Source organism: Acidovorax sp. 99 (assembly GCF_003096455.1).
Taxonomy (GTDB): Bacteria; Pseudomonadota; Gammaproteobacteria; order Burkholderiales; family Burkholderiaceae_C; genus Acidovorax; species Acidovorax delafieldii.
The window spans coordinates 2,883,994-2,907,455 of record NZ_QEKU01000001.1 but is presented as its reverse complement, the minus strand read 5'-3'; the positions used below and the strand labels follow the sequence as shown (position 1 = coordinate 2,907,455).

The 23,462-nt window shown below is 66.1% G+C and carries 21 protein-coding genes, 1 tRNA gene and 1 other RNA gene; 17 read left to right on the top strand and 6 right to left on the bottom strand.

The features are described 5' to 3' along the window. Window positions 1–9: 9 nt before the first annotated feature. Window positions 10–699 (bottom strand): DUF484 family protein, encoded by a 690-nt coding sequence (locus tag C8C95_RS13580; protein WP_116748928.1) that lies wholly within the window; start codon window positions 697–699, stop codon window positions 10–12. Beyond that, window positions 696–1,577 (bottom strand): diaminopimelate epimerase, encoded by an 882-nt coding sequence (gene dapF, locus C8C95_RS13575; RefSeq protein ID WP_116748927.1) that lies wholly within the window; start codon window positions 1,575–1,577, stop codon window positions 696–698. Before dapF ends, C8C95_RS13580 begins: the two co-directional genes overlap by 4 nt. A 95-nt stretch (window positions 1,578–1,672) precedes the next feature. On the opposite strand from dapF, the gene C8C95_RS13570 reads away from it, so the two are divergent. Further along, window positions 1,673–2,377: a glutathione S-transferase N-terminal domain-containing protein gene (locus C8C95_RS13570; RefSeq protein ID WP_116748926.1), complete on the top strand. Its 705-nt coding sequence runs from the start codon at window positions 1,673–1,675 to the stop codon at window positions 2,375–2,377. Between the two features lie 120 nt (window positions 2,378–2,497). Continuing rightward, window positions 2,498–2,695 carry a hypothetical protein gene (locus tag C8C95_RS13565; protein ID WP_133246236.1) on the top strand — a complete coding sequence of 66 codons (198 nt, stop codon included), beginning with the start codon at window positions 2,498–2,500 and terminating at the stop codon, window positions 2,693–2,695. A gap of 25 nt (window positions 2,696–2,720) precedes the next feature. On the opposite strand, the gene C8C95_RS13560 is transcribed toward C8C95_RS13565, so the two are convergent. Next, window positions 2,721–3,605, bottom strand: a complete 885-nt coding sequence (locus C8C95_RS13560; RefSeq protein ID WP_116748924.1) for a LysR family transcriptional regulator — start codon at window positions 3,603–3,605, stop codon at window positions 2,721–2,723. 124 nt (window positions 3,606–3,729) lie between these two features. Here C8C95_RS13560 and C8C95_RS13555 point away from each other — a divergent pair, with 124 nt between their 5' ends. Further along, window positions 3,730–4,932, top strand: a complete 1,203-nt coding sequence (locus tag C8C95_RS13555; RefSeq protein WP_056059279.1) for an MFS transporter — start codon at window positions 3,730–3,732, stop codon at window positions 4,930–4,932. 7 nt (window positions 4,933–4,939) lie between these two features. Here the strand turns inward: C8C95_RS13555 and C8C95_RS13550 are convergent, their stop codons facing one another. Next, window positions 4,940–5,809 (bottom strand): LysR substrate-binding domain-containing protein, encoded by an 870-nt coding sequence (locus C8C95_RS13550; protein WP_056059282.1) that lies wholly within the window; start codon window positions 5,807–5,809, stop codon window positions 4,940–4,942. Between the two features lie 98 nt (window positions 5,810–5,907). Here C8C95_RS13550 and C8C95_RS13545 point away from each other — a divergent pair, with 98 nt between their 5' ends. From C8C95_RS13545 to C8C95_RS13520, 6 genes are all read left to right on the top strand, one after another. Further along, complete coding sequence (locus C8C95_RS13545) at window positions 5,908–6,870, top strand: tripartite tricarboxylate transporter substrate binding protein (RefSeq protein WP_116748923.1); 963 nt, start codon at window positions 5,908–5,910, stop codon at window positions 6,868–6,870. A gap of 92 nt (window positions 6,871–6,962) precedes the next feature. Further along, window positions 6,963–7,715 carry an Asp/Glu racemase gene (locus C8C95_RS13540; protein ID WP_116748922.1) on the top strand — a complete coding sequence of 251 codons (753 nt, stop codon included), beginning with the start codon at window positions 6,963–6,965 and terminating at the stop codon, window positions 7,713–7,715. Between the two features lie 80 nt (window positions 7,716–7,795). After that, window positions 7,796–9,493: an MBL fold metallo-hydrolase gene (locus C8C95_RS13535; RefSeq protein ID WP_116748921.1), complete on the top strand. Its 1,698-nt coding sequence runs from the start codon at window positions 7,796–7,798 to the stop codon at window positions 9,491–9,493. Window positions 9,494–9,526: 33 nt separating this feature from the next. After that, entirely contained in the window at window positions 9,527–10,321 is a 795-nt protein-coding gene (locus C8C95_RS13530) for an rRNA pseudouridine synthase (protein ID WP_116748920.1), read from the top strand. A 334-nt stretch (window positions 10,322–10,655) separates the two neighbouring features. Continuing rightward, the gene (locus tag C8C95_RS13525; RefSeq protein ID WP_056059294.1) at window positions 10,656–11,921 is read left to right on the top strand and encodes a YjgN family protein; all 1,266 of its coding nucleotides are present in this window, start codon (window positions 10,656–10,658) and stop codon (window positions 11,919–11,921) included. Between the two features lie 2 nt (window positions 11,922–11,923). After that, window positions 11,924–13,147, top strand: coding sequence for a M48 family metallopeptidase (locus tag C8C95_RS13520; RefSeq protein WP_116748918.1), 1,224 nt, complete (start codon window positions 11,924–11,926; stop codon window positions 13,145–13,147). A 66-nt stretch (window positions 13,148–13,213) separates the two neighbouring features. Here C8C95_RS13520 and rnpB read toward each other — a convergent pair. After that, window positions 13,214–13,553: RNase P RNA component class A (gene rnpB, locus C8C95_RS13515), an RNA gene on the bottom strand. Window positions 13,554–13,563: 10 nt separating this feature from the next. Further along, window positions 13,564–15,198 carry an RNA repair transcriptional activator RtcR gene (gene rtcR, locus C8C95_RS13510; protein ID WP_116748917.1) on the bottom strand — a complete coding sequence of 545 codons (1,635 nt, stop codon included), beginning with the start codon at window positions 15,196–15,198 and terminating at the stop codon, window positions 13,564–13,566. Window positions 15,199–15,542: 344 nt separating this feature from the next. Here rtcR and C8C95_RS13505 point away from each other — a divergent pair. From C8C95_RS13505 to clsB, 8 genes are all read left to right on the top strand, one after another. Beyond that, window positions 15,543–15,615 (top strand) — tRNA-OTHER (locus C8C95_RS13505). 296 nt (window positions 15,616–15,911) lie between these two features. Beyond that, window positions 15,912–17,045 carry a slipin family protein gene (locus tag C8C95_RS13500; RefSeq protein ID WP_116750285.1) on the top strand — a complete coding sequence of 378 codons (1,134 nt, stop codon included), beginning with the start codon at window positions 15,912–15,914 and terminating at the stop codon, window positions 17,043–17,045. Window positions 17,046–17,054: 9 nt separating this feature from the next. Beyond that, window positions 17,055–17,867 (top strand): hypothetical protein, encoded by an 813-nt coding sequence (locus C8C95_RS13495; RefSeq protein WP_116748916.1) that lies wholly within the window; start codon window positions 17,055–17,057, stop codon window positions 17,865–17,867. A gap of 54 nt (window positions 17,868–17,921) precedes the next feature. Beyond that, window positions 17,922–19,145: an RtcB family protein gene (locus C8C95_RS13490; protein ID WP_116748915.1), complete on the top strand. Its 1,224-nt coding sequence runs from the start codon at window positions 17,922–17,924 to the stop codon at window positions 19,143–19,145. Beyond that, window positions 19,142–20,209, top strand: a complete 1,068-nt coding sequence (rtcA, locus tag C8C95_RS13485; protein WP_207780645.1) for an RNA 3'-terminal phosphate cyclase — start codon at window positions 19,142–19,144, stop codon at window positions 20,207–20,209. The genes C8C95_RS13490 and rtcA overlap by 4 nt, the downstream gene beginning before the upstream one ends. Window positions 20,210–20,334: 125 nt before the next feature. Beyond that, window positions 20,335–21,252, top strand: a complete 918-nt coding sequence (gene cysK, locus C8C95_RS13480; RefSeq protein ID WP_056059308.1) for a cysteine synthase A — start codon at window positions 20,335–20,337, stop codon at window positions 21,250–21,252. A gap of 185 nt (window positions 21,253–21,437) precedes the next feature. Next, window positions 21,438–22,211 carry an endonuclease/exonuclease/phosphatase family protein gene (locus C8C95_RS13475; RefSeq protein ID WP_116748914.1) on the top strand — a complete coding sequence of 258 codons (774 nt, stop codon included), beginning with the start codon at window positions 21,438–21,440 and terminating at the stop codon, window positions 22,209–22,211. Beyond that, window positions 22,208–23,458 (top strand): cardiolipin synthase ClsB, encoded by a 1,251-nt coding sequence (gene clsB / locus C8C95_RS13470; RefSeq protein ID WP_116748913.1) that lies wholly within the window; start codon window positions 22,208–22,210, stop codon window positions 23,456–23,458. The genes C8C95_RS13475 and clsB overlap by 4 nt, the downstream gene beginning before the upstream one ends. The last annotated feature ends 4 nt before the right edge of the window (window positions 23,459–23,462 follow it).

Genomic DNA, 23,462 nt, shown 5'->3' with positions numbered 1-23,462 from the left:
TGCGACTGCTTACTGAAGCCGCAGAAGGGCAGAGCTGGCCAGCTCTGCCATGCGCGACAGGAAGTCGGTGCCCATCGTGGCATCAAAACGCTGCGGGTCGTGCGACCCCAGCACCAGCAGACCAAACGCAGGCGTGGCGCTGTCGATGGCGCCTGCGCGCAGCGGCAGCAGGGCCAGCGACTGTGCAGGCTCACCGGCCTCTTGCGCCAGCCAGCCCGCAGGCTCAAAACCCAGGTTGGGCCCGCAGAACGGCATGGTCAGCGACGACGCAAAGGCCCGCGCGTCCTCGCTCGCGCCCTGGGTGAAGTCGGCGTCGATGTAAGGCGCTGCCACCTCCCACACACGCACCGCCGCCTGGGGCACGTCGAAGAGGGTACGCACGCCATCGACCACGGCCTGGGGCAGGTCGAACGGGTCGCGCACCTGCAGCAGGCTGCCAGTCCATTGGTGCACCTTCTGGGCAATGGCGGCGTTTTCGGTGCTGTTGCGCACCATTTCCATGATGCGATGCTCCAGACCCTTGATCTTCTCGCGCAGCATCTCGGCCTGGCGCTCCTGAAGGCTCACCGCACGCGCGCCGTGCGGGCTGGTGATCTGCACACTGGCCAGCACCTCGGCATGGCGCTCGAAGAAGCCGGGCGTGTTGGTGAGAAACTGGGCGATGTCGTCTTCGGTGATCGGTGGGATGTGGGTAGTCATACGAGCGTGTCGGGAATGTCGATCTGGCCCTCGAACACCGTGGTGGCGGGGCCTGTCATGAAAACGGAATCGGTGTCGGCACCGCTCCACGCAATGGTGAGGCGGCCGCCGCGCGTGTCCACCTGCACCTCGGGGTCGAGCAGCCCCAGGCGGATGCCGCTGGCCACTGCCGCGCAGGCGCCGGTGCCACAGGCCAGGGTCTCGCCTGCGCCGCGCTCGAACACACGCAGGCGCACATGGGAGCGGTCCACGATCTGCAGGTAGCCGGCGTTCACCCGCTGGGGGAAGCGCGCATGGCGCTCGATCAGCGGCCCTGTCTGCGCGACCGGAGCGGTGTCCACGTTGTCCACCAGCTGCACCGCATGCGGGTTGCCCATGGAGGCAACAGCTATCAAAACAGAAGCACCAGAGGCATATTCTTCTAGCGCCAGCGGCCATTTTTGCCCCAAACCCTGCTGCACGGGCGTGAGACCGGTGGTGTCGAACGGCACCTGGGCGGGGTCGAACTCGGGACGCCCCATGTCCACCGTGACGCGGCCGTCGCCCGTGAGGCGGGGCGCGATCACGCCGCTTTTGGTCTGCACGCGGATGGTGTCCTTGCCCGACAGGCCCCGGTCATGCACAAAGCGCGCAAAGCAGCGCGCGCCGTTGCCACACTGCTCCACCTCGCCGCCGTCGGCGTTGTGGATCACGTATTCGAAGTCAATGCCGTCACCAGGAGAAGGCCGCACGGTGAGGATCTGGTCGGCCCCGACACCGAAGTGTCGATCTGCCAGGAAGCGGTATTGGGCCGTGTTCAGCCCCAGGCGGCCCTGGGTCTCGTCGAGCACCACAAAATCGTTGCCCGCGCCTTGCATTTTGGTGAAGCGAATCTGCATGGGATGGGATTATGGCCCCGCCCCTGCGCCAAACCACGTGCGGGCTTACGCTTGGCAGCTTCTCTCGATTCCACCGGCTTTTTCAGGAACCTCGCATGACCGATCTTTCCGCTTTTGCCATCACCCGCAAATGGCCCGCCCGGCACCCCGACCGCATCCAGCTGTATTCCCTGCCCACGCCCAACGGCGTGAAGGTGTCGATTGCACTGGAAGAACTGGGCCTGCCCTACGAGCCCCACCTGGTGAGCTTTGAGACCAATGACCAGACCTCCCCCGAGTTTCTCTCGCTCAACCCCAACAACAAGATCCCGGCCATCCTGGACCCGAACGGCCCGGACGGCCAGCCGCTGGCGCTGTTCGAGTCCGGCGCCATCCTGGTGTACCTGGCCAGCAAGACCGGCCAGCTGATGCCGCAGGACACCGCCGGGCGCTACGAGACCTTGCAGTGGGTGATGTGGCAGATGGGCGGCGTGGGCCCCATGTTTGGCCAGCTCGGGTTCTTCCACAAGTTTGCGGGCAAGGACTACGAAGACAAACGCCCGCGCGACCGGTATGTCGCCGAATCGAAGCGCCTGCTCAAGGTGCTGGACGAGCGCCTGGCGGGCCGCCCATGGGTGATGGGCGACCAGTACACCATCGCCGACGTTGCCATCCTGCCCTGGGTGCGCAACCTCATCGGCTTCTATGGCGCGGGCGACCTGGTGGAGTTTGGCCAGTTCGCCGAAGTGCAGCGCGTGCTCGATGCGTTTGTGGCGCGCCCAGCGGTGGCCCGGGGGCTGGCGATTCCGGCACGTGGCTGACGGCGGGCGCCAGGGCGCCTGGGTTTCTCATCGGCCCTTGATCTTGATCATGCCGCGCAGCCCTGCATCCGGCCGCCACGCACCTACCATGGGCCTCCTCAAAAAAACAGGGAGTGCCCCATGGGATTGACCGTTGATGTTCTTCAGGATCTGGACCTGCACGACCTCCAGGCTGCCGCCCGTGCAGCGCTGCAGGAAACGAACGCCATCGCCTTGATCGAGTTGCTGGAAATGCTGTGGAGCTGCGATGTGGAGGGTGCCAATGCCGTCATCGACGCGGTGCTGGCTCGCCTGCAGCAGCTGCGCGCATTGCGCTAACGGCGGGCCTGCAAGGCAGGCCTGCTCAGCCCAGACGCTCCTGCAGAAAGTCCAGAAAACACGCGATGCGTGCCGCCAGCTGCGTGTTGCGGTAGTACACCGCGCTGATGGGCTGGCGCACCTCCACCGTGTCCTTGGCCAGCACCTGCACCAGGTCGCCACGCGCACGGTCACCGGCCGTCATGAAATCGGACAGGCACACGATGCCCACCCCCTGCAGCGCGAGCTGGCGCAACGTTTCGCCGTTCGACGCGGTGAGGCTGGGCACGATGGGCCAGGCATCGCCATGCTCGCCCCGCAGCGGCCAGTGGTTAAGCGACTCAGGCTGGTGAAAGCCCAGCAGCGTGTGCCGTGCCAGGTCCGCCACGCTCTTGGGCCTGCCCGTCCGCGCCAGGTAGTCGGGACTGGCCAGCACCCGCAGCCGGCTGGTGCACAGGGGGCGCGCATGCAGGCTGGAGTCCTGGAGTTGTCCGATGCGAATGGCCACGTCCGTGCGCCGCTCCAGCAGGTCGATGTACGTTTCGTCCGTGTCCAGTTGCAGCGTGATCTGCGGATACGCCTCGCGAAACGCCGGCACCAGGGGCACCACGGCATGCAGCATGAACGGCGTGGCGGCATTCACCCGCAGGCGGCCTGCGGGCTGTTGGCGGCGCGCAGCCATGTGCTCCTCGGCGTCGTCGATGGAGGCCAGGATGGCGCGCGTGCGCTGCAAAAAGGCCTGCCCCTCCTCGGTCAGCTCAGTGCGGCGCGTGGTGCGGCGAAGCAGCGTGGTGTCCAGCTTTTTCTCCAGCCGCGCCAGTGCCCGGCTGATGCCAGAGACGGTCTGGCCCAGTGCGTCGGCTGCAGCCGTGATCGAACCGCCATCCACCACGGCGACAAAGGCCTGCAGTTCTTCCAGCGTGGTTTTCATGGGTGCTCCTGGCGCTTTGATTGTTGATTTTCAGTCAATTATCAATGGCGACTCACCCTCTTTTTCTGCAAGACCCAAACACCCACACTCCAGAGCCCGAAAGTCTGAAAACTGGAGTGTTCCCATGCCCATTGCCTTGCTCGCGCTGACGCTCAGCGCTTTTGCCATCGGCACGACAGAGTTCGTGATCGTTGGCCTGCTGCCCACCGTGGCGGCAGACCTTTCCATCAGCATCCCCTCGGCGGGCCTGCTGGTCAGCCTGTACGCCCTGGGGGTCGCCGTCGGCGCCCCGGTACTCACCGCACTCACCGGCAAGCTGCCGCGCAAGGCGCTGCTGCTGGCGCTGATGGCGCTGTTCACCGCCGGCAACCTGCTGGCCTGGCAGGCCCCCAGCTACGAGACACTGGTGGCCGCGCGCATCCTCACCGGGCTGGCGCATGGCGTGTTCTTCTCGATCGGCTCGACCATCGCCACCGGCCTGGTGCCGCGCGAAAAGGCCGCAAGTGCGATTGCCATCATGTTCACCGGCCTTACGGTGGCCCTGGTCACGGGCGTGCCGCTGGGCACCTTCATCGGCCAGCACTTTGGCTGGCGCGAGACCTTCCTGGCCGTGTCAACTCTGGGCGCGGCAGCCTTCATCGGCAGCGCCCTCTTCGTGCCGCGCAACCTGGCGCATACCCCGCCCGCCTCGCTGCTGCAGCAGGCCAAGGTGCTGGCCGAGCCGCGCCTGCTGCTGGTATATGCCAAGACGGCCATCGGCTACGGCGGCACCTTCATTCCGTTCACCTTTCTCGCGCCCATCCTCACCGACATCTCGGGGTTCAGCGCGGGTTCGGTGGGCTGGGTGATGCTGGTGTACGGCGTGTCCGTGGCCGTGGGCAATCTCTGGGGCGGCAAGCTGGCCGACCGGCTGGGCCCCATCCCGGCGCTGCGCATCATCTTTGCGCTGCTGGCGGCAGTGCTGCTGCTGCTGCAGTTCACCGCGCCCCACCCCTGGCTGGCTGTGGGCACCGTGCTGCTGTGGGGCGCCGTGGCATTCGGCAATGTGCCGGGGCTGCAGGTGTATGTGGTCAAGCAGGCCGAGCGCTTCACGCCGCAGGCGGTGGACGTGGCCTCGGGCCTGAACATCGCAGCGTTCAACCTGGGCATCGCCGGCGCCGCGTGGGCCGGTGGTCTGATCGTGACGCACCTGGGCCTGCAGCACACGCCGTGGATCGGTGCGCTGGTGGTGCTGGTGTCGCTGGCCCTCACGCACTGGAGCGGTGTGCTGGACCGGCGCAGCGGCATCCCCGTGCGTGCCGCTGGTGTGGTGCCTGTGGGGCACTGAGCCCACGTCAGCCCGCCATCACCCGCACGAAAGCCGGCACCACGCCCAGCAGGTCGTCGCGCCGCTGCACCGCATGCACATCGGCGCGCGGCGCTTTGGCGCCCAGGGGCTTGAACACAACGCGCGGCCCGAACAGCATGCCCAGGGACGAAGGCACCAGGGCCACGCCCAGCCCGGCCGCCACCAGGCTCAGCACGGCGGCCAGCTCCACCGTGGTCTGCGCCACCCGGGGCGCAAAGCCGGCCTGCACGCAGCACTGCACCATGTGCTCGGCATGGGCCGACGAGTCGCGGCGCAGCATCACGAAGGCCTCGCTGCGCAGGTCCTTCAAGGCCAGTGCCTTGCGCGCCGCCAGCGGGTGGCCGGGCGGCAAAGCCGCCACCACAGGGTCGGGCCACAGCAGGGTGCTGGCGAGCTGGTCGTCGTTGACGGCTGTGCGCGAGATGCCCACATCGATGCGTTTGTCGCGCAGGGCCGCCTGCTGCAGCGAAGGCTGCATCTCGTGCAGCACCACATCCACGCCCGGATGGCTTTGTCGGTAGCGCGCCAGCGCCGCCGGAAACGGCCCGAGGAAATGCGAGCCCGACAGCCCCACTTCAATGCGCCCCGCCTGCCCCTGGCCGATGGCCGCCACACGCTGGCGCGCCGTGTCCAGCCGCTCCAGCACCGCGCGTGCATCCACCAGATAGGCCTGGCCTGCCAGCGTCAGCTCCACGCGCCGGCTGGTGCGCACGAAGAGCTGGGCGCCCAGTTCTTGTTCCAGCTGGGCGATCTGCAGGCTCAGCGGCGGCTGCGAGACATGCAGGCGCTGCGCGGCGCGTGTGAAGCTCAGCTCTTCCGCCAGGGCGACGAAGTAACGCAGATGGCGCAGTTCCATTGATACTTTTCAGGTCTTGATCAAGACCAACAATATATTGGACTGCGGATTCGCTTGTTTCCACAATACCTTCACTACAACATCTGGTGGAGACGAACATGACGATCAAGCACAGCCTGCTGGCTGCCACGCTGGCCCTCTCGGGCCTGGCCATGGCGCAAGACAACTACCCCAGCAAGGCCATCACGCTCACCGTGCCCAACCCGCCCGGCGGCGTGGTGGACACCTCGGCCCGCCTGCTCAACGAGCCGTTGGCGCGCGTGATCGGCCAGCCGGTGGTGATCGACAACAAGGCGGGCGGCAGCGGCAACGTGGCCTACGGCGCCGTGGCCCGCGCAAAACCCGATGGCTACAACCTGCTGATCTCGTACTCGGCCTACCACGTGGGCAACCCGGCCCTCACCCCCAGCCTGCCCTGGGAGGCCAAGGACTTCGCCCCCGTCGCGCTGCTCACCGTGGCCACCAACGTGATTGCCGCTCACCCCTCGGTGCCAGCCAACAACCTCAAGGAATTCATCGCCTACCTCAAGGCCAACCCGGGCAAGGTGAACTACGCCTCGCAGGGCAACGGCTCGCTGTCGCACATCGGCACCGAGATCTTCAAGCAGCAAAGCGGCACCTTCATGACCCACATCCCCTACCGTGGCTCGGGCCCAGCGGTGGCCGATGTGCTGGCAGGCCAGGTGCAGGTGTTCATCACCACGCCACCGTCGGTCATGCAGCATGTGGTCAGCGGCAAGCTCAAGGCCTTTGCCGTCACCGGCACCAAGCGCCATCCGGGCCTGCCCAACGTGCCCACCGTGGCCGAGGCCGGCATGCCCGACTTCAAGCTCGAAGCCTGGGTGGGCCTGTTCGCCCCGGCCTCCACGCCACCCGCCGTGGTGGCCAAGCTCACGGCCGATGTGAAGAAGGCGCTGGACATGCCCGAGACGCGCCAGCGCGCCGACGCGGCGGGCATCGAACTGCGCTACCTGCCGCCCGACGCCCTCGGTGAGCTGGTGAAGACCGAAACTGCCTACTGGGCCAAGACCATCAAGGCCGCCGGTATCAAAGCCGACTGACCGGCCCATAGACATCCCCTGCGCGATCCCATTTCCGGCGCTCCGCGCGCCGGGCGGGCAGCGCTTTGCCCATTGACTTCTGAAAGACCACCATGCAACGCACCTACCGCATCGGGCAGATCGTGCCCAGCTCCAACACCACGATGGAGACCGAGATCCCGGCCATGCTGCGCGCCCGCGAGCAGATCCTGCCCGAGCGCTTCAGCTTCCACGCCAGCCGCATGCGCATGCAAAAAGTCACCAAGGAAGAGCTGGTCGCGATGGACCGCGACTCCGACCGCTGCGCACTGGAGCTGTCGGACGGCAAGATGGACGTGATGGGCTATGCCTGCCTCGTGGCCATCATGAGCATGGGCCTGGGCTACCACCGCGCATCCGAAAAGCGGCTGCATGAGGTCACCGTGGCCAATGGCAAGCCCGCGCCCGTGGTGTCCAGCGCAGGCGCGCTGGTCGAAGGGCTCAAGGCCATGGGCACCAAGAAGGTGTCGGTGCTTACGCCCTATATGAAGCCGCTGACCCAACTGGTGGTGGACTACATCGAGCACGAGGGCATTGGCGTGCACGACAGCCTGTCGCTGGAAATTGCCGACAACCTGCAGGTGGGCGCGCAGGACCCCGCCGCCCCGGCCCAGCTGGTGCAACGGCTGGACACGCGCGGCGTGGACGTGGTGGTGATCTCGGCCTGCGTGCAGATGCCCTCGCTGGCGTCCGTGCAGATGGCACAGGACCAGTTGGGCATTCCTGTCGTGTCCGCTGCAGCCTGCACCACCTGGGCGATGCTCAAGCGCCTGGGGCTGGAAACGCGGGTACCCAACGCAGGGGCCCTGCTCTCTGGCGCCTACTGACCTCCCCAAGGGCAAGAGGCCGGTCCGTTGACGAAAGCAGCTGGCGGGCAGGCTGCAGGGCAACGCCGGATAATGGCCCGATGCCCCGCTCCAGCCAACAACTCCACCCCCACCGAGAACCGGTAGCCACCCGCCCCGCTGCCACCGTGCTGCTGCTGCGCGATGTGCCTGGCGGCGGCGGGCTCGAAGTCCTCATGACCCGGCGCTCGGCCACGGCCAGTTTTGCGCCTGGCGCGTATGTGTTCCCCGGCGGTGGCATTGATGCGCTGGATGCAGCACCCGCGACGCACGCCGCCGCCGACCGCCGCCCCACCCAAAGCGACCAGCACCTCACCCAGGCGATTGCCGCCATCCGCGAGAGTTTTGAAGAGCTGGGCGTATTGCTGGCGCGCCATGCAGAAGGCCCCCGCCAAGGGCAGATGGCCGATGCGCAGGACATTGCCGCCATCGACCGCCACCAGCCGTTTGCCGCACAGTGCGCCGCACGCGGACTGCGCCTGGCGGCCGATGGGGTGTACCTGCTGGCCCACTGGACGGCCGACCGTGACCTGGCGCGCCGCTTTGAAGTGCCCTTTCTGGTGGCCCGCATGCCCGACGGCCAGGAGCCCGTGGCCGACGAGGCAGAGCAGTTCGAGCCCGTGTGGGTGCGCCCTGCCGACGCGCTGGCGCGGCACGAGGCGGGGCAGTTCTTCATGATCTTCCCGACCATCCGCACGCTGCAGCGCCTGGCCCAATTTGCCAGCACCCAGGCAGTGCTGGACGCCGTGGCGCACGAGCAGCCCCTGTGGGTCAGCTGCCCGCGCGCAGGCCTGCTGGCAGGCAAGGAAGCGCGCTACATGGAGGACGAAATGCCGTTTGGCGAGCTGGCGCTGGTCTGCCCCGACGGGCAGATCGTGCACCCGCTGGACTGGCAGACCGAGCGCCCCGTGCCGCTGCTGCGCAACGTGATGCGGCTGACCGCGCCCAACCCTGGCGTGATGACCGGCCCTGGCACCAACAGCTATCTGGTGGGCGACCCGGCCACGGGCTTCATCGCCATCGACCCTGGCCCGGCCGATGCCGAGCACCTGGACAAGCTCTGGCGTGCAGCGGGGGGCGACATCCGCATGATTGTGTGCACCCACTCGCACGCCGACCACTCTCCCGGCGCGGCGCCGCTGCAGGCGATGTGTGTGCAGGCCGGCAAGGCGCGCCCGCCCGTTCTGGGCCTGCCGTCGGCCCCCACGGCCCGCGCGGCCAGCCAGTTCGCCCCCGACCGGGCGCTACAAAATAGTGAGCTGCTCGTGCTTGAGGGACTGGCACCTGAAGGCAAAATCACCCACACCCTGCAGGTAGTCCACACCCCAGGCCATGCGGCCAACCACCTGTGCCTGCTGCTGGTGGAAGACGCGCTGCTGTTCAGTGGTGACCACATCCTGAACGGCAGCACCACCGTGATCGACCCGCCGGACGGCAACATGGCCGACTACCTGGATTCGCTGGACCGGCTGGATGCGGTCTGCGCCGAGCGCAGCGTGGAGTTCATCCTGCCCGCGCATGGCTACGTGCTGGGGGGCCCGGTCCTCGGTGCCCGCAATGCCATCGCCAAGCTCAGGGCCCACCGCCTGGCGCGCGAGGCCAAGGTACTGGCCGCCATGCAGGCGCTGCCCCAGGGCAGCATGGACGACTGGGTGCGCCACGCCTATGACGACGTACCGCAGCGCATGTGGCCCGTGGCCCAGCGCTCGCTGCTGGCGCATGTGGAGCGCATACGCTCGCTGCAACCCGGCAACAACTGAGCCACAAGAACACCAAGACCGCCTTCATATTCAATGACCGACAAGAACCCCGACCCCACCCACATCCGCCTGGCCAAACGCGTGGCCGAGCAGCTGAGCTGCTCGCGCAGCACTGCCGAGCAATTCATCGAGGGCGGCTTTGTGAGCGTGGACGGCCAGATCGAGGAAGCCCCCGGCGCGCGCGTGCGCCCCGATCAGACCGTGGCGGTCGCACCCGATGCCAGCCTGCTGGAGCTGACCCCAGTGACCTTGCTGCTGCACAAGCCCGCAGGGTTTGAAGCCGGCCTGGGCCTGCCTGGCTCACCCACCGGGCAGGCGGCCCACGCCAGCCGCAGCCAGGGTGCGCAACAGGCGCTCACACTGCTCAGCGCGGCGTCCCACCTGCCGGAAGATGCCTCGGGCATCCGCGTGCTGCAGCGCCACTTCAAGCAGCTCGAATGCTTCACCCCGCTGCCCACCGAGGCCAGCGGCCTCGTGGTGTACACGCAAGACAAGCGCATCGCGCGCAAACTGGCCGAAGACATCGAGTCGCTGGAGCAAGAGTGCATCGTCGAGGTCAAGGGCGACATCGCGCCCAATGGCCTGCAGCGCCTGTGCCATGGCCTCACGTTCAATGGCCGCCCCCTGCCCCCCATCAAGGTGAGCTGGCAGAACGAAACCAAGCTGCGCTTTGCGCTCAAGGGAATCCGCCCCGGCCAGATCCCGGCCATGTGCGAGGCGGTGGGCCTGACGGTGGTGGGCATGAAGCGCATCCGCATCGGCCGCGTGCCGCTGGCCAAGGTGCCCGAGGGGCAGTGGCGCTACCTGCAGCCTTGGGAGAAGTTCTAAGGCAACGCTGAATAAGTCCTCGCAGTGGCGCGCGCCCTGATTTGGGATGGGATGCAAGGCGCAAACCACAGCGATGCCGTAGCTATCGCGAGGATTTGCAACGCGGCAGACCGCCCAAAGCAGGGGTGCGCGGTGCGCGAGGGACTTGTTCAGCGTTGCCCTAAGGGCTTGCAGGCCCAGCCGCACCCTGCCGATGCGCACCGGACAAGTCAAGCACATATGCTCCTGAAAACATAGCTACCAGCGCTTTTACAACAAGCGCTTCAAGCCTTTTTCATTTGAATTCCTTCGATCCGCACCGCTGCTACACTGCGCAGCACTCTGGAGGGAGTTCATGAACACAAACCAATCGTCTGGCGGCGCTGCGGGGCCGATGTCCACCTTCATGCCGATGAACATCGATGCCCACCCGCTCGAGTTCACGGGTAGCGGGGGCGAGTATTTCCGGGTCTGGATCGTCAACGTGCTGCTGTCCATCGTCACGCTGGGCATCTACACCCCCTGGGCGCGCCGCCGCACCGCCCAGTATTTCTACAGCCACACGCTGGTGGCCGGCAGCCCCCTCGAATTCACCGCGCAGCAGCGCAAGATGGTGATGGGCTTTGTGCTGCTGATGCTGCTGACCATTGCCTACAACCTGGCCGCCAACACCGGGCAGGACACGGCGGTGGGCCTGTTCCTGCTGGCGGGCGCGGCGCTGGCGCCCTTCATCTGGGCCAGCGCCATGCGGTTTCGCCTGGGCGCCACGCGGTGGCGCGGGCTGCGACTGCAGTTCACCGCGAGCTGGAAAGAGGTCTACATCGCCAGCTGGCCTGTGTTTGCGCTGGCGCTGGTGTGGTTTGGCGTGTTTTATGGTCTGCAGCTGCTATCGCCCGACCTGGCCCAGGCGCTGGAGGCCATCGAAGAAGAGGGCAAGAAACAACCCATGCCCCGCTTCACGCCCGCCATGGGCGGCCTGGTGCTGCTGGGCCTGGTGCTGTCGGTGCTGTGCGTGATCCGCACCGAATACAACTTCAAGAGCCTCTTGGTGCTCAAGGCCCAGGTGGGTGCCGAGCGAGGCCGCTGGAAGCCCGTGTACATGGACTTCGTCAAGGTGTGGATGGCCACCGTGGCTGTGTTCATCCTGTGCGTGGTGGGGTTCTCGGCGCTGATCGGCATCCTCGCAGGCAGCTCCATCGCCCTGGTGGCCAGCCAGAGCGACCGCCTGGGCCTGTGGATGTTTGTGGTGATCATCGTGTCCATCATCGCGGGCATCTTCATGCTGATCCTGGCGTCGGCACCGGCCCGCGCATACCGCGAGGCGCGCATGTTCCAGCTGATGTGGAACAACATCGGCGTGAGCCACGTGGCCCGCTTCAAGTGCCACCTCAAGAGCGGCCGCTACGTGTGGCTGCGCATCAAGAACATGCTGCTTACCCTGCTGACGCTGGGGCTGTACCGCCCGTTTGCGCGGGTCAGCGAATACCGCATGAAGTGCGAGTCCGTCACCCTGCACGTCAAGGGCGGCGTGGAGCAGGTGACCGGTGCCATGGTGCGCCAGCAGCAGGGGGGCCTGGGCGATGCACTGGCGGATGCCGCTGGCCTCGACCTCATCGGCTGAACATGTCGGCATCTGCGCACCCAGCCCTCGTCCCCGGGCGCTGGTTCGATGGCCAGAGCAGCAAGGCCCGGCCCGTGGTGGTAAGCCTGCGGCCCACGCCGCAAGGCCCCTCCTTGGTGCTGCACCCGCTCTCACAGCCCGGGGCCGAGCCTGTCGTCTTTGCCTGGAAACAGGTGGGCTGGCCCGAGGCCTGGAACGAGCGCAAGCCGCAGCCCCGCGTGGTCGTCGATCTGCGCGACCATGGCAGCGTGGAGATCGATGCCGTGGCCGAATGGCGCGCTGCCCTGGCAGCAGCGGGCGAGCGCCCCGGCATCGCACAACGCATGCAGACCCGCTGGCCCGTGCTGCTGGGCGTGACGGCCGCCGCCGTCATTGGCCTCACGCTGTTCTACCGCTACGGCACACCCTGGGCGGCCACGCAGCTCACGCGGTTTGTGCCCATCAGCTGGGAGACCAGCGTGGCCGAGAACGTGCTCCAGCAAATGGACAACGGCACCCTGAAGCCCAGCAAGCTGCCTTCGGCCCGACAAGACCAGCTCAAGGCGCGTTTTGATGCCCTGGTGCAGCAGACGCCCCCTGGCCTGCAGCGTTACTCCGGCTACCGGCCGCCTTTGTCCCTGGAGTTCCGATCCGGCATGGGTGCCAATGCCTTTGCGCTGCCCGGCGGCAAGATCGTGATGACCGACGGCATCGTGAAGGCAGCGGCCGACAAGGGCCTGGACGACAACGCCTTGGTGGGCGTGCTGGCCCACGAAGTCGGCCACGTGGTGCAGCGCCACACCACGCGCATGGTGGTGCAGCAGGGCGTGCTCAACATGGGCCTGGGGCTGGCGCTGGGCGATGTGTCTGGCATCGTCTCTACGGGTGCATCCTTGCTGACCGGCCTGGCCTACAGCCGCAGCCATGAGCGCGAGGCCGACTGCTACGCCATCGCCGTCATGCGCCACGCCGCACTGCCCACTGCGCCCATGGGCCAGCTGCTGCTGGCGATTGCGCGCGATGAGGACAACGAAGAGACCCAGAAAAAGGACCTGGGCAAGGGCCCGACCGCCGCAGCATCGGCGCCCTCCTCCGGGGCCAGCACACCCGATGCAGCGCGCCAGCGCAAGGTGGCTCAGGAGATCGGCTCGCACCCTGTCTGGTCGCTGCTGAGCAGCCACCCCGACACGGTGGAGCGTGCGACAGAGCTGGAGCGGGGGCAAGCACCCCATTGCGCAAAAAACTGAACACAGCCCCGCCACAGGGGCGGCGTGCTCACCACACGACCCTTGGCTAGTCAGGGTGAAAATAAAGTGTGAAGCGCGCCGATAAGCCGGATTCTGTGCACCACGGTTGCCCGCAGTGTGACCGCCATTAATCTGGGCCGGGTGTCGCCACCACGGCTCGGTGCTACCTACCCGCCAACTCTGCGGAACCACATCAACGTTGGCCTACTTGGTATTGCTGCGCGTAGAGATTGCCCGTTTCACCCCCAGTGGTCTACCTTGCGGCACTCCCCCGGGACTCGTCTCTGTTGCTCTGATCCTCACCTCACGGTGGGCAGCCGTTAGCTGCTACGCTGTCCTGTGCAGTCCGGACGTTCCTCCAGTGCCTGGTTTCCCAGATTGCACCAGCGGCGGTCTGGCGTGCTTCACGGGTAGGATTATCGCCCAGCGGCCGCGACGCGATCCCAGTCCAGACCAAAGCGCACAAGATACTTGCGCAGCCGGTCCGCGTCATTGACCACCGTGCGCTGCGTGCGCGAGGCCTGGAACAGCAGGCGCCCCGCGTCCGACAAAGTGCGCGATTGGCGGCAGACCTGCAGCACCGCCGCCAGTTGGAGCTGGTCGAAGAGGTCCATGGATTCCACCGCCTCGTCGCCCAGCAGGGCCGCGAGTTCGTCGCGTCCCACCGTCCCTGTTGCAGATGCCAGCCCGCTGCGCGCATCGCTGGCGGGCTGCCACAGCCAGCGCAGGCGGGCGATCTCGGCCTCGACCAGGGGCAGGCCGATGCGACCGCTGTCAGCCAGCGTGGCCAGGCGCGTGACGCTGGCCGACAGGTCGCGAAAGTTGCCGGTCCACAACGCTTCGGGCGACTGGGCATAGCGCAGGTAGGCGGCGCGCGCTTCGTTGGAAAAGCGCACGCTGCGTCCCAGTTCCGTGCCCGCACGCACCAGCAGGTGCTCCACGTTGGGCTCGATGTCTTCGGGTCGCTGGGCCAGGCCCGGCAGCACATAGCTCCAGAGGTTGATGCGCGCAAACAGGTCCTCACGAAAGCGCCCTGCCGCCACCTCGGTGCGCAGGTCACGGTTGGTGCCAGCCACCAGTTGAAAGTCGCTCTCCACCTCGCGGTCGCTGCCCAGGGGGTAGAAGCGTTTTTCCTCCACGGCCTTGAGCAGCATGGCCTGCTCGTCCGGGCCCAGCTCACCAATCTCGTCCAGAAACAACACGCCCTTGTGCGCCGTGCGCAGCAAACCCGCACGGTCGGCCGCAGCGCCGGTGAAGGCGCCCTTTTTGTGGCCGAACAGCGTGGACGCTGCGCCGTCACCATGCAGCGTGGCGCAGTTCACTTCCACGAACTCGCCCTCCACCTGGTGGCGCGACTTTTTCAGCTCGAACATGCGCCGCGCCAGGTGCGACTTGCCCGCACCCGTGGGCCCGGTGAACAGAATGGGCGCACGCGAGCGCACCGCCACGCGCTCCACTTCGTCGATCAGCGCGTTGAAGCGCGCATTGCGCGTGGCAATGCCGCTTTTGAGGAACTGCACCGCATCCTGCTGCTCCGCGCCGAAGCGCTGCGCGATCACGTCGTAGCGCGAGAGGTCCAGGTCGATCAGCGTGTAGCTGCCAGGGTTGCCCATCTGCTGGCGCTTGGGCGGAGAGGTCTGCACCAGCACACCCGGAATGCGGCGCGACTCCACCAGCAGGAACAGGCAGATCTGCGCGACGTGCGTGCCGGTGGTGATGTGCGTCCAGTACTCCTCGCGCTCGGTGTCAAAGCGGTAGGCCTGCGTCCAGTCGTACAGCTGGGCATAGACCTCGCCAAAGTCCCACGGGTCGGCAATGGGCAGCGGCACCAGGTTCACCGTGGTCTCGGGCGAGGCAGTCGCCATGTCAGCGCGCACCTGGTGGGCCAGCTCGCGGTGCGGTGGTGTGTAGAGCAGCTCCAGCCGCTCGATCACCACGTCCTCATGCTGCACCAGCGATACGGTGGGGCGCCATTTCTCCCACCGCCCGGCGCCCCGGCCGGAGTCGAGCTGGGTGCCAAGGAATCCTATGACCACCTTGTTTTTGCGCATTTATTTGTGTCTATTTAACTAGCTTTCATTCTAGTTATTCTGATAAGCGCATACCACACCAATTTCGTAAAACAAAAATATCACCATACAAATCAACAGCTTGCGCAAGTTGAATACCACTCACCACAAGCTGGCACACATCTGGCAATAGAAGAAGCATCCAGCGCAAGCGGTGACCGCTCACAGGCTGGGGTTAGGACAAATGTTCGCCCCACCGGTGCCGGGCGTCCGGGGCCTTCGGGTTCTGTTGATGTTCTGCATGCCGCACATCGCCAACGCTGGGTAGCGGCACGGTCGTGGTGACTACTCCGAAAGGAAGTGTCTGGTTCGACTCCAGGCGTGCCACCACTGGTAGCTCAGTCTGGTAGAGCCCCGCCGAAAGGCGGTTGTCGCAGGTTCGATTCCTGCCCACGGTCGCAAGACATTGTTTGGAAGTACCGGTCGAAAGACCACCCGCCGAACGCGGGGAGAGGCCCTGAGGTTGCGCAGCGACCGCAAGGGATTCACCCCGTCAGCCGGTGGCGGTTTGTGCCAGCGCCCGGCACAGCCCGCGCCCGCAGCCAGCCGCGCTGCCGCCATTCCCGCTGGGGATGGGGGCAGCCACCACGGCGCACTGCACGGCCCAGGCTGCACCCCCTGGCACCCCGCCATCGCTGTAACGGCAACCCGATACGACAACGAAGAAGAGAGAGGAAAAAGAGATGCTGACGAAGATGTTCCAACGCGCCACCGTCAAGAAAAACGAACGCGCACTGCTGCTGCGCAACGGCAGCTTTGACCGCGTGCTGCGCAGCGGCACCTACTGGCTGTTTGCGGGCACCGACCAGTTGCGCGTGGAAACCTTCGCCCTGGAACAACCCGCCTTCACCCACGGCCTGACCGAGTACCTGATGGCGCAAGAGCCCGCGGTGGTGGCCGCCGAGTTTGTGCAGGTCAACCTGTCGGAAACCGAAGTGGGCCTGCGCAGCGAAAACGGCGTGCTGGTCGAGCTTCTGCCGCCCGGCACCCGCCGCCTTTATTGGAAAGGCCTGGTGGAGGTGAGCGTGCACGTGGTGGACCTGCAAGCGGGCGCTGAACTGCCCGCCGCACTGGTGGCGCGATTGACGCAGACCCAGCTGCGCCAGCGCAGCGTGACCGGATTGACCGGTGTGCTGCAGGTGCAGGTGCCCGAGGGCCAGTGCGCGCTGCTGACGGTGGACGGCAAGGTGGAGCGCCTGCTCACGGCTGGCACCTACGCCTTCTGGAAGTACGGCCGCACTGTGGCCGTGGAGCTGGTGGACCTGCGCCTGCAAGCCGTGGAGGTTTCGGGCCAGGACATCATGACCCGCGACAAGGTCAGCCTGCGCCTGAACCTGTGCGCCACCTGCCGCTACACCGATGTGCTGCGCGCTTTTGCCCAATTGCAAAAGCCTGCCGACCACCTGTACCGCGAGCTGCAGTTTGCGCTGCGCGCCGCCGTGGGCACCCGCACGCTCGATGAGCTGCTGGAGAACAAGACGGTGATCGACGACGTGGTGACCGCACACATGGCCGCCAAGCTGTTGCCCTACGGCATGCAACTGGAGAGCGTGGGCGTGAAGGACATCGTGCTGCCGGGCGAGATGAAGACCATCCTGACCCAGGTGGTGCAGGCACAGAAGCAGGCCGAGGCCAACGTGATCCGCCGCCGCGAGGAAACTGCCGCCACGCGCTCGCTGCTCAACACCGCGAAAGTGATGGAGGACAACCCTGTCGCCCTGCGCATGAAGGAGCTGGAGACGCTGGAGCGCGTGGCTGAACGCATCGACAAGATCTCGGTTTTTGGCGGCCTGGACCAGGTGCTCAATGGCCTGGTGAAGATGAGATGAAAGAACCCTATGAAGAAGCAACCGACACCTGTAACCACACCGCTGGAAGCAGCCACACAGGCGGTCTACCAGGCATTTGCCAAATACAGCGCACCAGAGGTGGGCACCCTGGATGTCTGCACTGCCTGCTGCATGGATGCTGACCTGGCGCTGCAAATGAGCCACCTGCCGATGCCCCAACTGACCGAGAAGCACTTCTACCAATACAACGATTCGGCCAAGAGCCAGGTGCAGCCTGCGGATGAAATCAAATACCTGGCCCCACGGCTGCTGGAACTGCTGGCCGAAGGCGCCCGGTTGCACCACTCCACCGAGCTGTACCTGGACCGCTTGGGGCGGTGCGAGCCCGGCTCCTTTTCAGCGACAGAACAGGCTGCGCTGCAGGGCTTTGCGCTGGCGTACTTTGCACAAGGCTTGGAGCAATGGCCTGCGGGCAGCGATTCGCTTTTCCAGGGGGATAACGCCTTCACCATCTTGCTCATGTGGGCCTATGCCCGCGTGCCGCTGGAGCCCTTGCTAGAGCACTGGCTCGATAGCGACAGCGACGCATCGACCCTGCACTTTGTGGACGCGTGCTATTGGGACTATGTGTGGAATGCCAACCAGATGGGCAACGCGTTTGCCGCTGACCAGGCCGAATACAAACGCACCATGGAGGAATGGCTGAACAGGCCAGCCACCAAGGCACGTTGGACGGAAAAGCTCATGCGCCTGGTGGATGCAGGCCCCACCAATTCCTGGTTGCCTGCGGGGGCCGTGGACCATCAGCGCTACCCGCTCCCGGAGCGGATCAGCGCAGTTTTTGACGCGATGACCGCATAACGCCCGTCGCCCTAAAAACGAACAACACAACAAAGAAACAACGAGAAAAGAACTATGACCAATAACTACGAACAACTCGAAATCCCGAACGGTGTGCCCGTAAAGATGTGGACGAACGGCGTGCCTGTGGAGGAAGACGCCAAGAACCAGCTGCGCAACATCGCGCGCCTGCCCATCGTGTTCAAGCATGTGGCGGTGATGCCCGACGTGCACCTGGGGATTGGCGCGACCATCGGCTCGGTGGTGCCCACCCTCAAGGCCATCATCCCTGCTGCGGTGGGGGTGGATCTGGGGTGCGGAATGATGGCGTGCAAGACCACGCTCACGGCCAGCGACCTGCCCGACAACCTGTCAGGCGTGCGAGCAGCCATCGAGCGCGCCGTTCCGGTAGGCATGACGCCCAAGCGCTTTGGCCGCGACAAGGGAAGCTGGGATACGCCGCCCGCTGAAACCGACCGCGCCTGGGCGGGGCTGGTGGATGAGTTCGAGGAAATTTGCGAGGCGCACCCGCGCATCAAGAACACGAACAACTACAAGCACCTGGGAACGCTCGGAACGGGTAACCACTTCATCGAGATCTGCCTGGACGAACACCAGTCGGTGTGGGTGATGCTGCACTCCGGCTCGCGCGGTGTGGGGAACGCCATCGGCACCCACTTCATCGAGCTGGCCAAGAAGGACGCCGAGATGAACCAGCGCAACCTGCCCGACAAGGACCTGGCGTACTTCGAGGAAGGCGCGCAGTACTTCGGTGACTATGTGAAGGCCGTGGGGTGGGCACAGAAATTCGCCGCCGCCAACCGCGAAGTGATGATGGGCCGCGTGATTGCTGCGCTGCGCAAAGTGATCACCAAGCCGTTCGAGACGCACGTGGAGGCGGTGAACTGCCACCACAACTACGTGCAGCGCGAAACGCACTTCGGGCAGGACGTGTTCGTGACCCGCAAGGGCGCGGTGAGTGCCGAGCAAGGCAAGCTGGGGATCATCCCTGGGAGCATGGGGGCCAAGAGCTTCATCGTGCGCGGAAAAGGCAACCCCGAGAGCTTCAACAGCTGCAGCCACGGCGCAGGCCGCACCATGAGCCGCACCAAGGCCAAGAAGCTGTTCACGGTCGAAGACCAGATCAAGGCGACCGAAGGCGTGGAATGCCGAAAGGATGCGGATGTCATTGACGAGATTCCGATGGCGTACAAGAACATCGACGCGGTGATGGCGGCGCAGGAAGACCTGGTGGAGGTGGTTTACACGCTCAAGCAAGTCGTGTGCGTGAAGGGATGAACGTGCAGCAACTGGACTTAGACGGCTCCACTGGCGAAGGCGGCGGCCAGATCCTGCGCACCGGCCTGGCCCTGTCCATGGTCACCGGCCGCCCACTGCACATCACGCGCATCCGTGCGGGGCGGCCCAAGCCGGGGCTGATGCGCCAGCACCTGGCCTGCGTGCAAGCGGCGGTGGCCGTGTGCGGCGGGCAGGCCGAAGGCGCGGAGCTGAATTCGCAAACGCTGGTGTTCACACCCGGCGTGGTGCGTGCGGGCGACTACCGTTTTCAGATTGCCACCGCAGGCAGTTGCCTGCTGGTGCTGCAGACGGTGCTACCCGCGCTGATGCTGGCCGATGGCCCGAGCAAGGTCGAGCTGGCGGGTGGCACGCACAACCCGATGGCGCCGCCGTTTGATTTTCTGGAACGCGCCTTTGCGCCGCTGGTGCGGCGGCTGGGGGTGGGGCTGGAGCTGCAATTGCAGCGGCGGGGCTTCTACCCCGCCGGGGGCGGCGAGCTGGTGGCGCACATCATGCCCGCCACCGCCACCACGCAGCCGCTGGCGCCGGTGGATGTGCTGGAGCGCGGCCCGTTGCAAAACGGCTGGGGCGAGGCACTGGCACCCGGCCTGGCGCGCCACATAGCGACGCGGGAGCTGGAGGCGCTGGGCCAGCGCATGGGTTGGACGTTCGAGGCCGGCCAACTGCGCCAGCCATCCACACGCCAGAACGAGGGCCCGGGCAATGCGCTGATCGCCACGCTGGAGTATGCGCAGGTGACCGAGGTGTTTTGCCAGTTGGGCGAGCGCAGCCTGTCGGCCGAGCAGGTTGCCAAGCGGCTGGCGGACGAAGTGCGCGCCTACCAGCGCAGCACCGGCGCGCTGGGCCCGCACCTGGCGGACCAGTGGATGCTGCCGCTGGCCCTGTCTGTGTGGCGCAGTGGGCAGGCCGCGCGCTACACCTGCACCAAGGTTACGCAGCACACGGTTACCAATGCGCAGACCATCGCGCTAGGCTTGCCGGTTCAGGTTCAGATCACCCCCTCAGAGGATGCAATGCACGTTGAGATATCTCCCGTGCCCTGAAGGGCCAGCGCGGCATGGACCCATACCCTGGCTATATCCATATGACCAGGGCCGTAGAACAAGTGGTTCAGAATGCGCACCACACCCCTTCCCTTTGACCCATCCGACACCTCACAGGAGACGCCATGAAAGTTGACAACATTCTTCAGACCATTGGCAACACGCCCCACGTGCGCATCAACCGCCTGTTCGGCCCCGGCGCCAATGTGTGGGTGAAGTCGGAGCGCAGCAACCCCGGCGGCTCCATCAAGGACCGCATTGCGCTGGCGATGGTGGAAGACGCTGAAAAGTCCGGCGCGCTCAAGCCCGGCGGCACCATCATCGAGCCCACCTCGGGCAACACCGGCATTGGCCTGGCGCTGGTGGCGGCCGTCAAGGGCTACAAGCTCGTCCTCGTGATGCCCGACAGCATGAGCATCGAACGCCGCCGCCTGATGCTGGCCTATGGCGCGCAGTTCGACCTGACCCCGCGCGAAAAAGGCATGAAGGGTGCCATCGCCCGCGCGCAAGAGTTGCAGGCGCAGACGCCTGGCTCTTGGATTCCGCAGCAGTTCGAGAACCCCGCCAACATCGATATCCATGTGCGCACCACGGCGCAGGAGATCCTGGCAGATTTCCCCGACGGCATTGATGTGCTGATCACGGGGGTGGGCACGGGTGGTCACATCACGGGCGTGGCGCGGGTGCTCAAAGCCAAGTTCCCCCAACTCAAGGTGTTTGCGGTGGAGCCCACGGCCTCGCCGGTGATCTCGGGCGGCGCGCCGTCGCCCCACCCCATCCAGGGCATTGGCGCGGGGTTCATCCCCAAGAACCTCGACACCAGCCTGCTCGACGGCGTGATCCAGGTCGATGCCGAACCGGCCCGCGAATACGCCCGCCGCTCTGCGCGCGAAGAGGGCATCCTGGTGGGCATCTCGTCCGGCGCTACCTTGGCCGCCATTGCCCAGAAGCTGCCCGAGCTGCCCGCAGGCGCCAAGGTGCTGGGCTTCAACTACGACACGGGCGAGCGCTACCTGTCGGTGGAAGGTTTCCTGCCGGCCTGATGGCCGCTGGCACGCAGCGCACTCACACCAGGGCCCTTCGGGGCCTTTTTTTTGGGCTGCGCAGCACAAAGCCACGGCCAGCCGTCCTACAGCGGCGGGGCACGCAGGCCAGAACAATCAGTGTTCGCGCCGGCCCACCTCTGCGGTGATTTCGCCGGAGCCCCTTCCAACGATTGCAACTGCCCATGGCCCCGAACTCCGCGACAGACTCTCAGCCTATTGCGTTCAAGGTGCTCACCGTGAACGTGCACAAGGGCTTCACCACCTTCAACCGGCGCTTCATGCTGCACGAGCTGCGCGAGGCCGTGCGCGACGTGGCGGCGGACCTGGTGTTCTTGCAAGAAGTGCTGGGCACGCACCACCGGCACGCCAGCCGTCTGGCCAACTTTCCGCAGGTGCCGCACTACGAGTTTCTGGCCGACTCCCTCTGGTCGCAGTACGCCTACGGGCGCAATGCGGTGTATGACAACGGCCACCATGGCAACGCGCTGTTGTCCAAGTTTCCCATCACGCACTACGAAAATCACGACATCTCGGTGAGCGGGCCCGAACGGCGCGGCATGCTGCACTGTGTGCTGCAGCCTCCCGGGCACCACCTGCCGGTGCATGCCGTGTGTGTGCACCTGGGCCTGCAGGAGTCGCACCGGCAGCACCAGTTGCGCCGCGTGTGCGATCTGGTCAACAGTTTTCCCGCCAATGAGGCCGTAGTGCTGGCCGGCGATTTCAACGACTGGCGCCACCGCGCACACGGCATCCTGCACCGCGAAGCCGGCTTGCAGGAGGTGTTCGTGCAGGCCTTTGGCAGGGCGGTGCGCACGTTTCCCGCGGCGATGCCGCTGCTGGCGCTCGACCGCATTTATGTGCGCAACGCCACCGTGCACTCGCCGCTGGCGCTGCCCAAGAAGCCTTGGGACAAGCTCTCGGACCATGCGCCCCTGGCTGCGGAGATCCTGCTATGAAACGCCTTGCCTTCAGCACGCCCCGCGCCCTGCGCGCACCCCGGTCCTCGCGCTGGGTGCCCGGCAACCATTTTGAGTTGCTGGAAAACGGTGAGGAGTTCTTTCCCCGCGTGTTCCAGGCCATTGCCGACGCCCGGCGCGAGGTGATGCTGGAAACCTTCATCCTGTTCGAGGACAAGATCGGCCAGCAACTGCACGCCGCGCTGCTGGCGGCCGCCCAGCGGGGTGTAGAGGTGCATGTGCTGGTGGACGGCTTTGGCTCGCCCGATCTGTCGGACCAGTTTGTCGGCAGCCTGGTGGAGGCCGGCGTGCACTTTCGCATCTTTGACCCGGGCCGCCGCTTCCTGGGCCAGCGGCTGAATATGTTGCGCCGCATGCACCGCAAGATCGTGGTGGTGGACGGGCACCTGGGGTTCATTGGCGGCATCAACTACTCGGCCGACCATGTGGCCGACTTTGGCCCCGAGGCCAAGCAGGACTACGCCGTGCAGGTGCGCGGCCCCATCGTGGCGCAGATGCACCACTTCACCCGCGAGGCGGTGCTCAGCCGCCAGGAGCGCAAGCGCCACCAGGCTGCCGGCATCACCGGGCGCCCGCACGCGGGCACCGCGCACGCGATGTTTGTGACACGGGACAACCAACAGCACACCAACGACATCGAGCGCCATTACCGCGTGGCCCTGCGCGCAGCGCGCAGCCGGGTCGTGATTGCGAATGCCTACTTCTTCCCCGGCTACCGCTTCATCCGCGAGATGCGGCGCGCCGCGAAACGGGGGGTGGATGTGCGCATCATCCTGCAAGGCCAGCCCGACATGCCCATCGTGAAGACGGCGGCCAGCCTGCTGTATGACCACCTGCAGCGCGCAGGGGTGCGGGTGTACGAATATTGCGACCGCCCGCTGCACGGCAAGGTGGCGCTGGTGGACGAGGACTGGTCCACCGTGGGCTCCAGCAACCTCGACCCGCTGAGCCTGTCGCTGAACCTGGAGGCCAACGTGATCATCCAGGACCGCGCCTTCAACGCCCACCTGCACAGGCGCCTGTCGCACCTGATGGAGCACAGCTGCAAGCAAGTGCAAGCCACCGCGCCCAGCCGCTGGAACGGCCTGCGCCTGCTGCGCAGCTATGCGGTGTTCCACCTGCTGCGCTGGTTCCCCGCCTGGGCGGGCTGGCTGCCCCGGCACGAGCCCAACATCACGCTCGCCAACCCGGGTGCCGCAGAGCCCGCAGGCAGTCCCGCCACCTGAGCGG

What these genes read in the sequence shown, in the direction of transcription:
- C8C95_RS13580 (WP_116748928.1), bottom strand. Translation starts at nt 699, where the DNA reads ATGACTACCCACATCCCACCGATCACCGAAGACGACATCGCCCAGTTT.
- dapF (WP_116748927.1), bottom strand. Translation starts at nt 1,577, where the DNA reads ATGCAGATTCGCTTCACCAAAATGCAAGGCGCGGGCAACGATTTTGTG.
- C8C95_RS13570 (WP_116748926.1), top strand. Translation starts at nt 1,673, where the DNA reads ATGACCGATCTTTCCGCTTTTGCCATCACCCGCAAATGGCCCGCCCGG.
- C8C95_RS13565 (WP_133246236.1), top strand. Translation starts at nt 2,498, where the DNA reads ATGGGATTGACCGTTGATGTTCTTCAGGATCTGGACCTGCACGACCTC.
- C8C95_RS13560 (WP_116748924.1), bottom strand. Translation starts at nt 3,605, where the DNA reads ATGAAAACCACGCTGGAAGAACTGCAGGCCTTTGTCGCCGTGGTGGAT.
- C8C95_RS13555 (WP_056059279.1), top strand. Translation starts at nt 3,730, where the DNA reads ATGCCCATTGCCTTGCTCGCGCTGACGCTCAGCGCTTTTGCCATCGGC.
- C8C95_RS13550 (WP_056059282.1), bottom strand. Translation starts at nt 5,809, where the DNA reads ATGGAACTGCGCCATCTGCGTTACTTCGTCGCCCTGGCGGAAGAGCTG.
- C8C95_RS13545 (WP_116748923.1), top strand. Translation starts at nt 5,908, where the DNA reads ATGACGATCAAGCACAGCCTGCTGGCTGCCACGCTGGCCCTCTCGGGC.
- C8C95_RS13540 (WP_116748922.1), top strand. Translation starts at nt 6,963, where the DNA reads ATGCAACGCACCTACCGCATCGGGCAGATCGTGCCCAGCTCCAACACC.
- C8C95_RS13535 (WP_116748921.1), top strand. Translation starts at nt 7,796, where the DNA reads ATGCCCCGCTCCAGCCAACAACTCCACCCCCACCGAGAACCGGTAGCC.
- C8C95_RS13530 (WP_116748920.1), top strand. Translation starts at nt 9,527, where the DNA reads ATGACCGACAAGAACCCCGACCCCACCCACATCCGCCTGGCCAAACGC.
- C8C95_RS13525 (WP_056059294.1), top strand. Translation starts at nt 10,656, where the DNA reads ATGAACACAAACCAATCGTCTGGCGGCGCTGCGGGGCCGATGTCCACC.
- C8C95_RS13520 (WP_116748918.1), top strand. Translation starts at nt 11,924, where the DNA reads ATGTCGGCATCTGCGCACCCAGCCCTCGTCCCCGGGCGCTGGTTCGAT.
- rtcR (WP_116748917.1), bottom strand. Translation starts at nt 15,198, where the DNA reads ATGCGCAAAAACAAGGTGGTCATAGGATTCCTTGGCACCCAGCTCGAC.
- C8C95_RS13500 (WP_116750285.1), top strand. Translation starts at nt 15,912, where the DNA reads ATGTTCCAACGCGCCACCGTCAAGAAAAACGAACGCGCACTGCTGCTG.
- C8C95_RS13495 (WP_116748916.1), top strand. Translation starts at nt 17,055, where the DNA reads ATGAAGAAGCAACCGACACCTGTAACCACACCGCTGGAAGCAGCCACA.
- C8C95_RS13490 (WP_116748915.1), top strand. Translation starts at nt 17,922, where the DNA reads ATGACCAATAACTACGAACAACTCGAAATCCCGAACGGTGTGCCCGTA.
- rtcA (WP_207780645.1), top strand. Translation starts at nt 19,142, where the DNA reads ATGAACGTGCAGCAACTGGACTTAGACGGCTCCACTGGCGAAGGCGGC.
- cysK (WP_056059308.1), top strand. Translation starts at nt 20,335, where the DNA reads ATGAAAGTTGACAACATTCTTCAGACCATTGGCAACACGCCCCACGTG.
- C8C95_RS13475 (WP_116748914.1), top strand. Translation starts at nt 21,438, where the DNA reads ATGGCCCCGAACTCCGCGACAGACTCTCAGCCTATTGCGTTCAAGGTG.
- clsB (WP_116748913.1), top strand. Translation starts at nt 22,208, where the DNA reads ATGAAACGCCTTGCCTTCAGCACGCCCCGCGCCCTGCGCGCACCCCGG.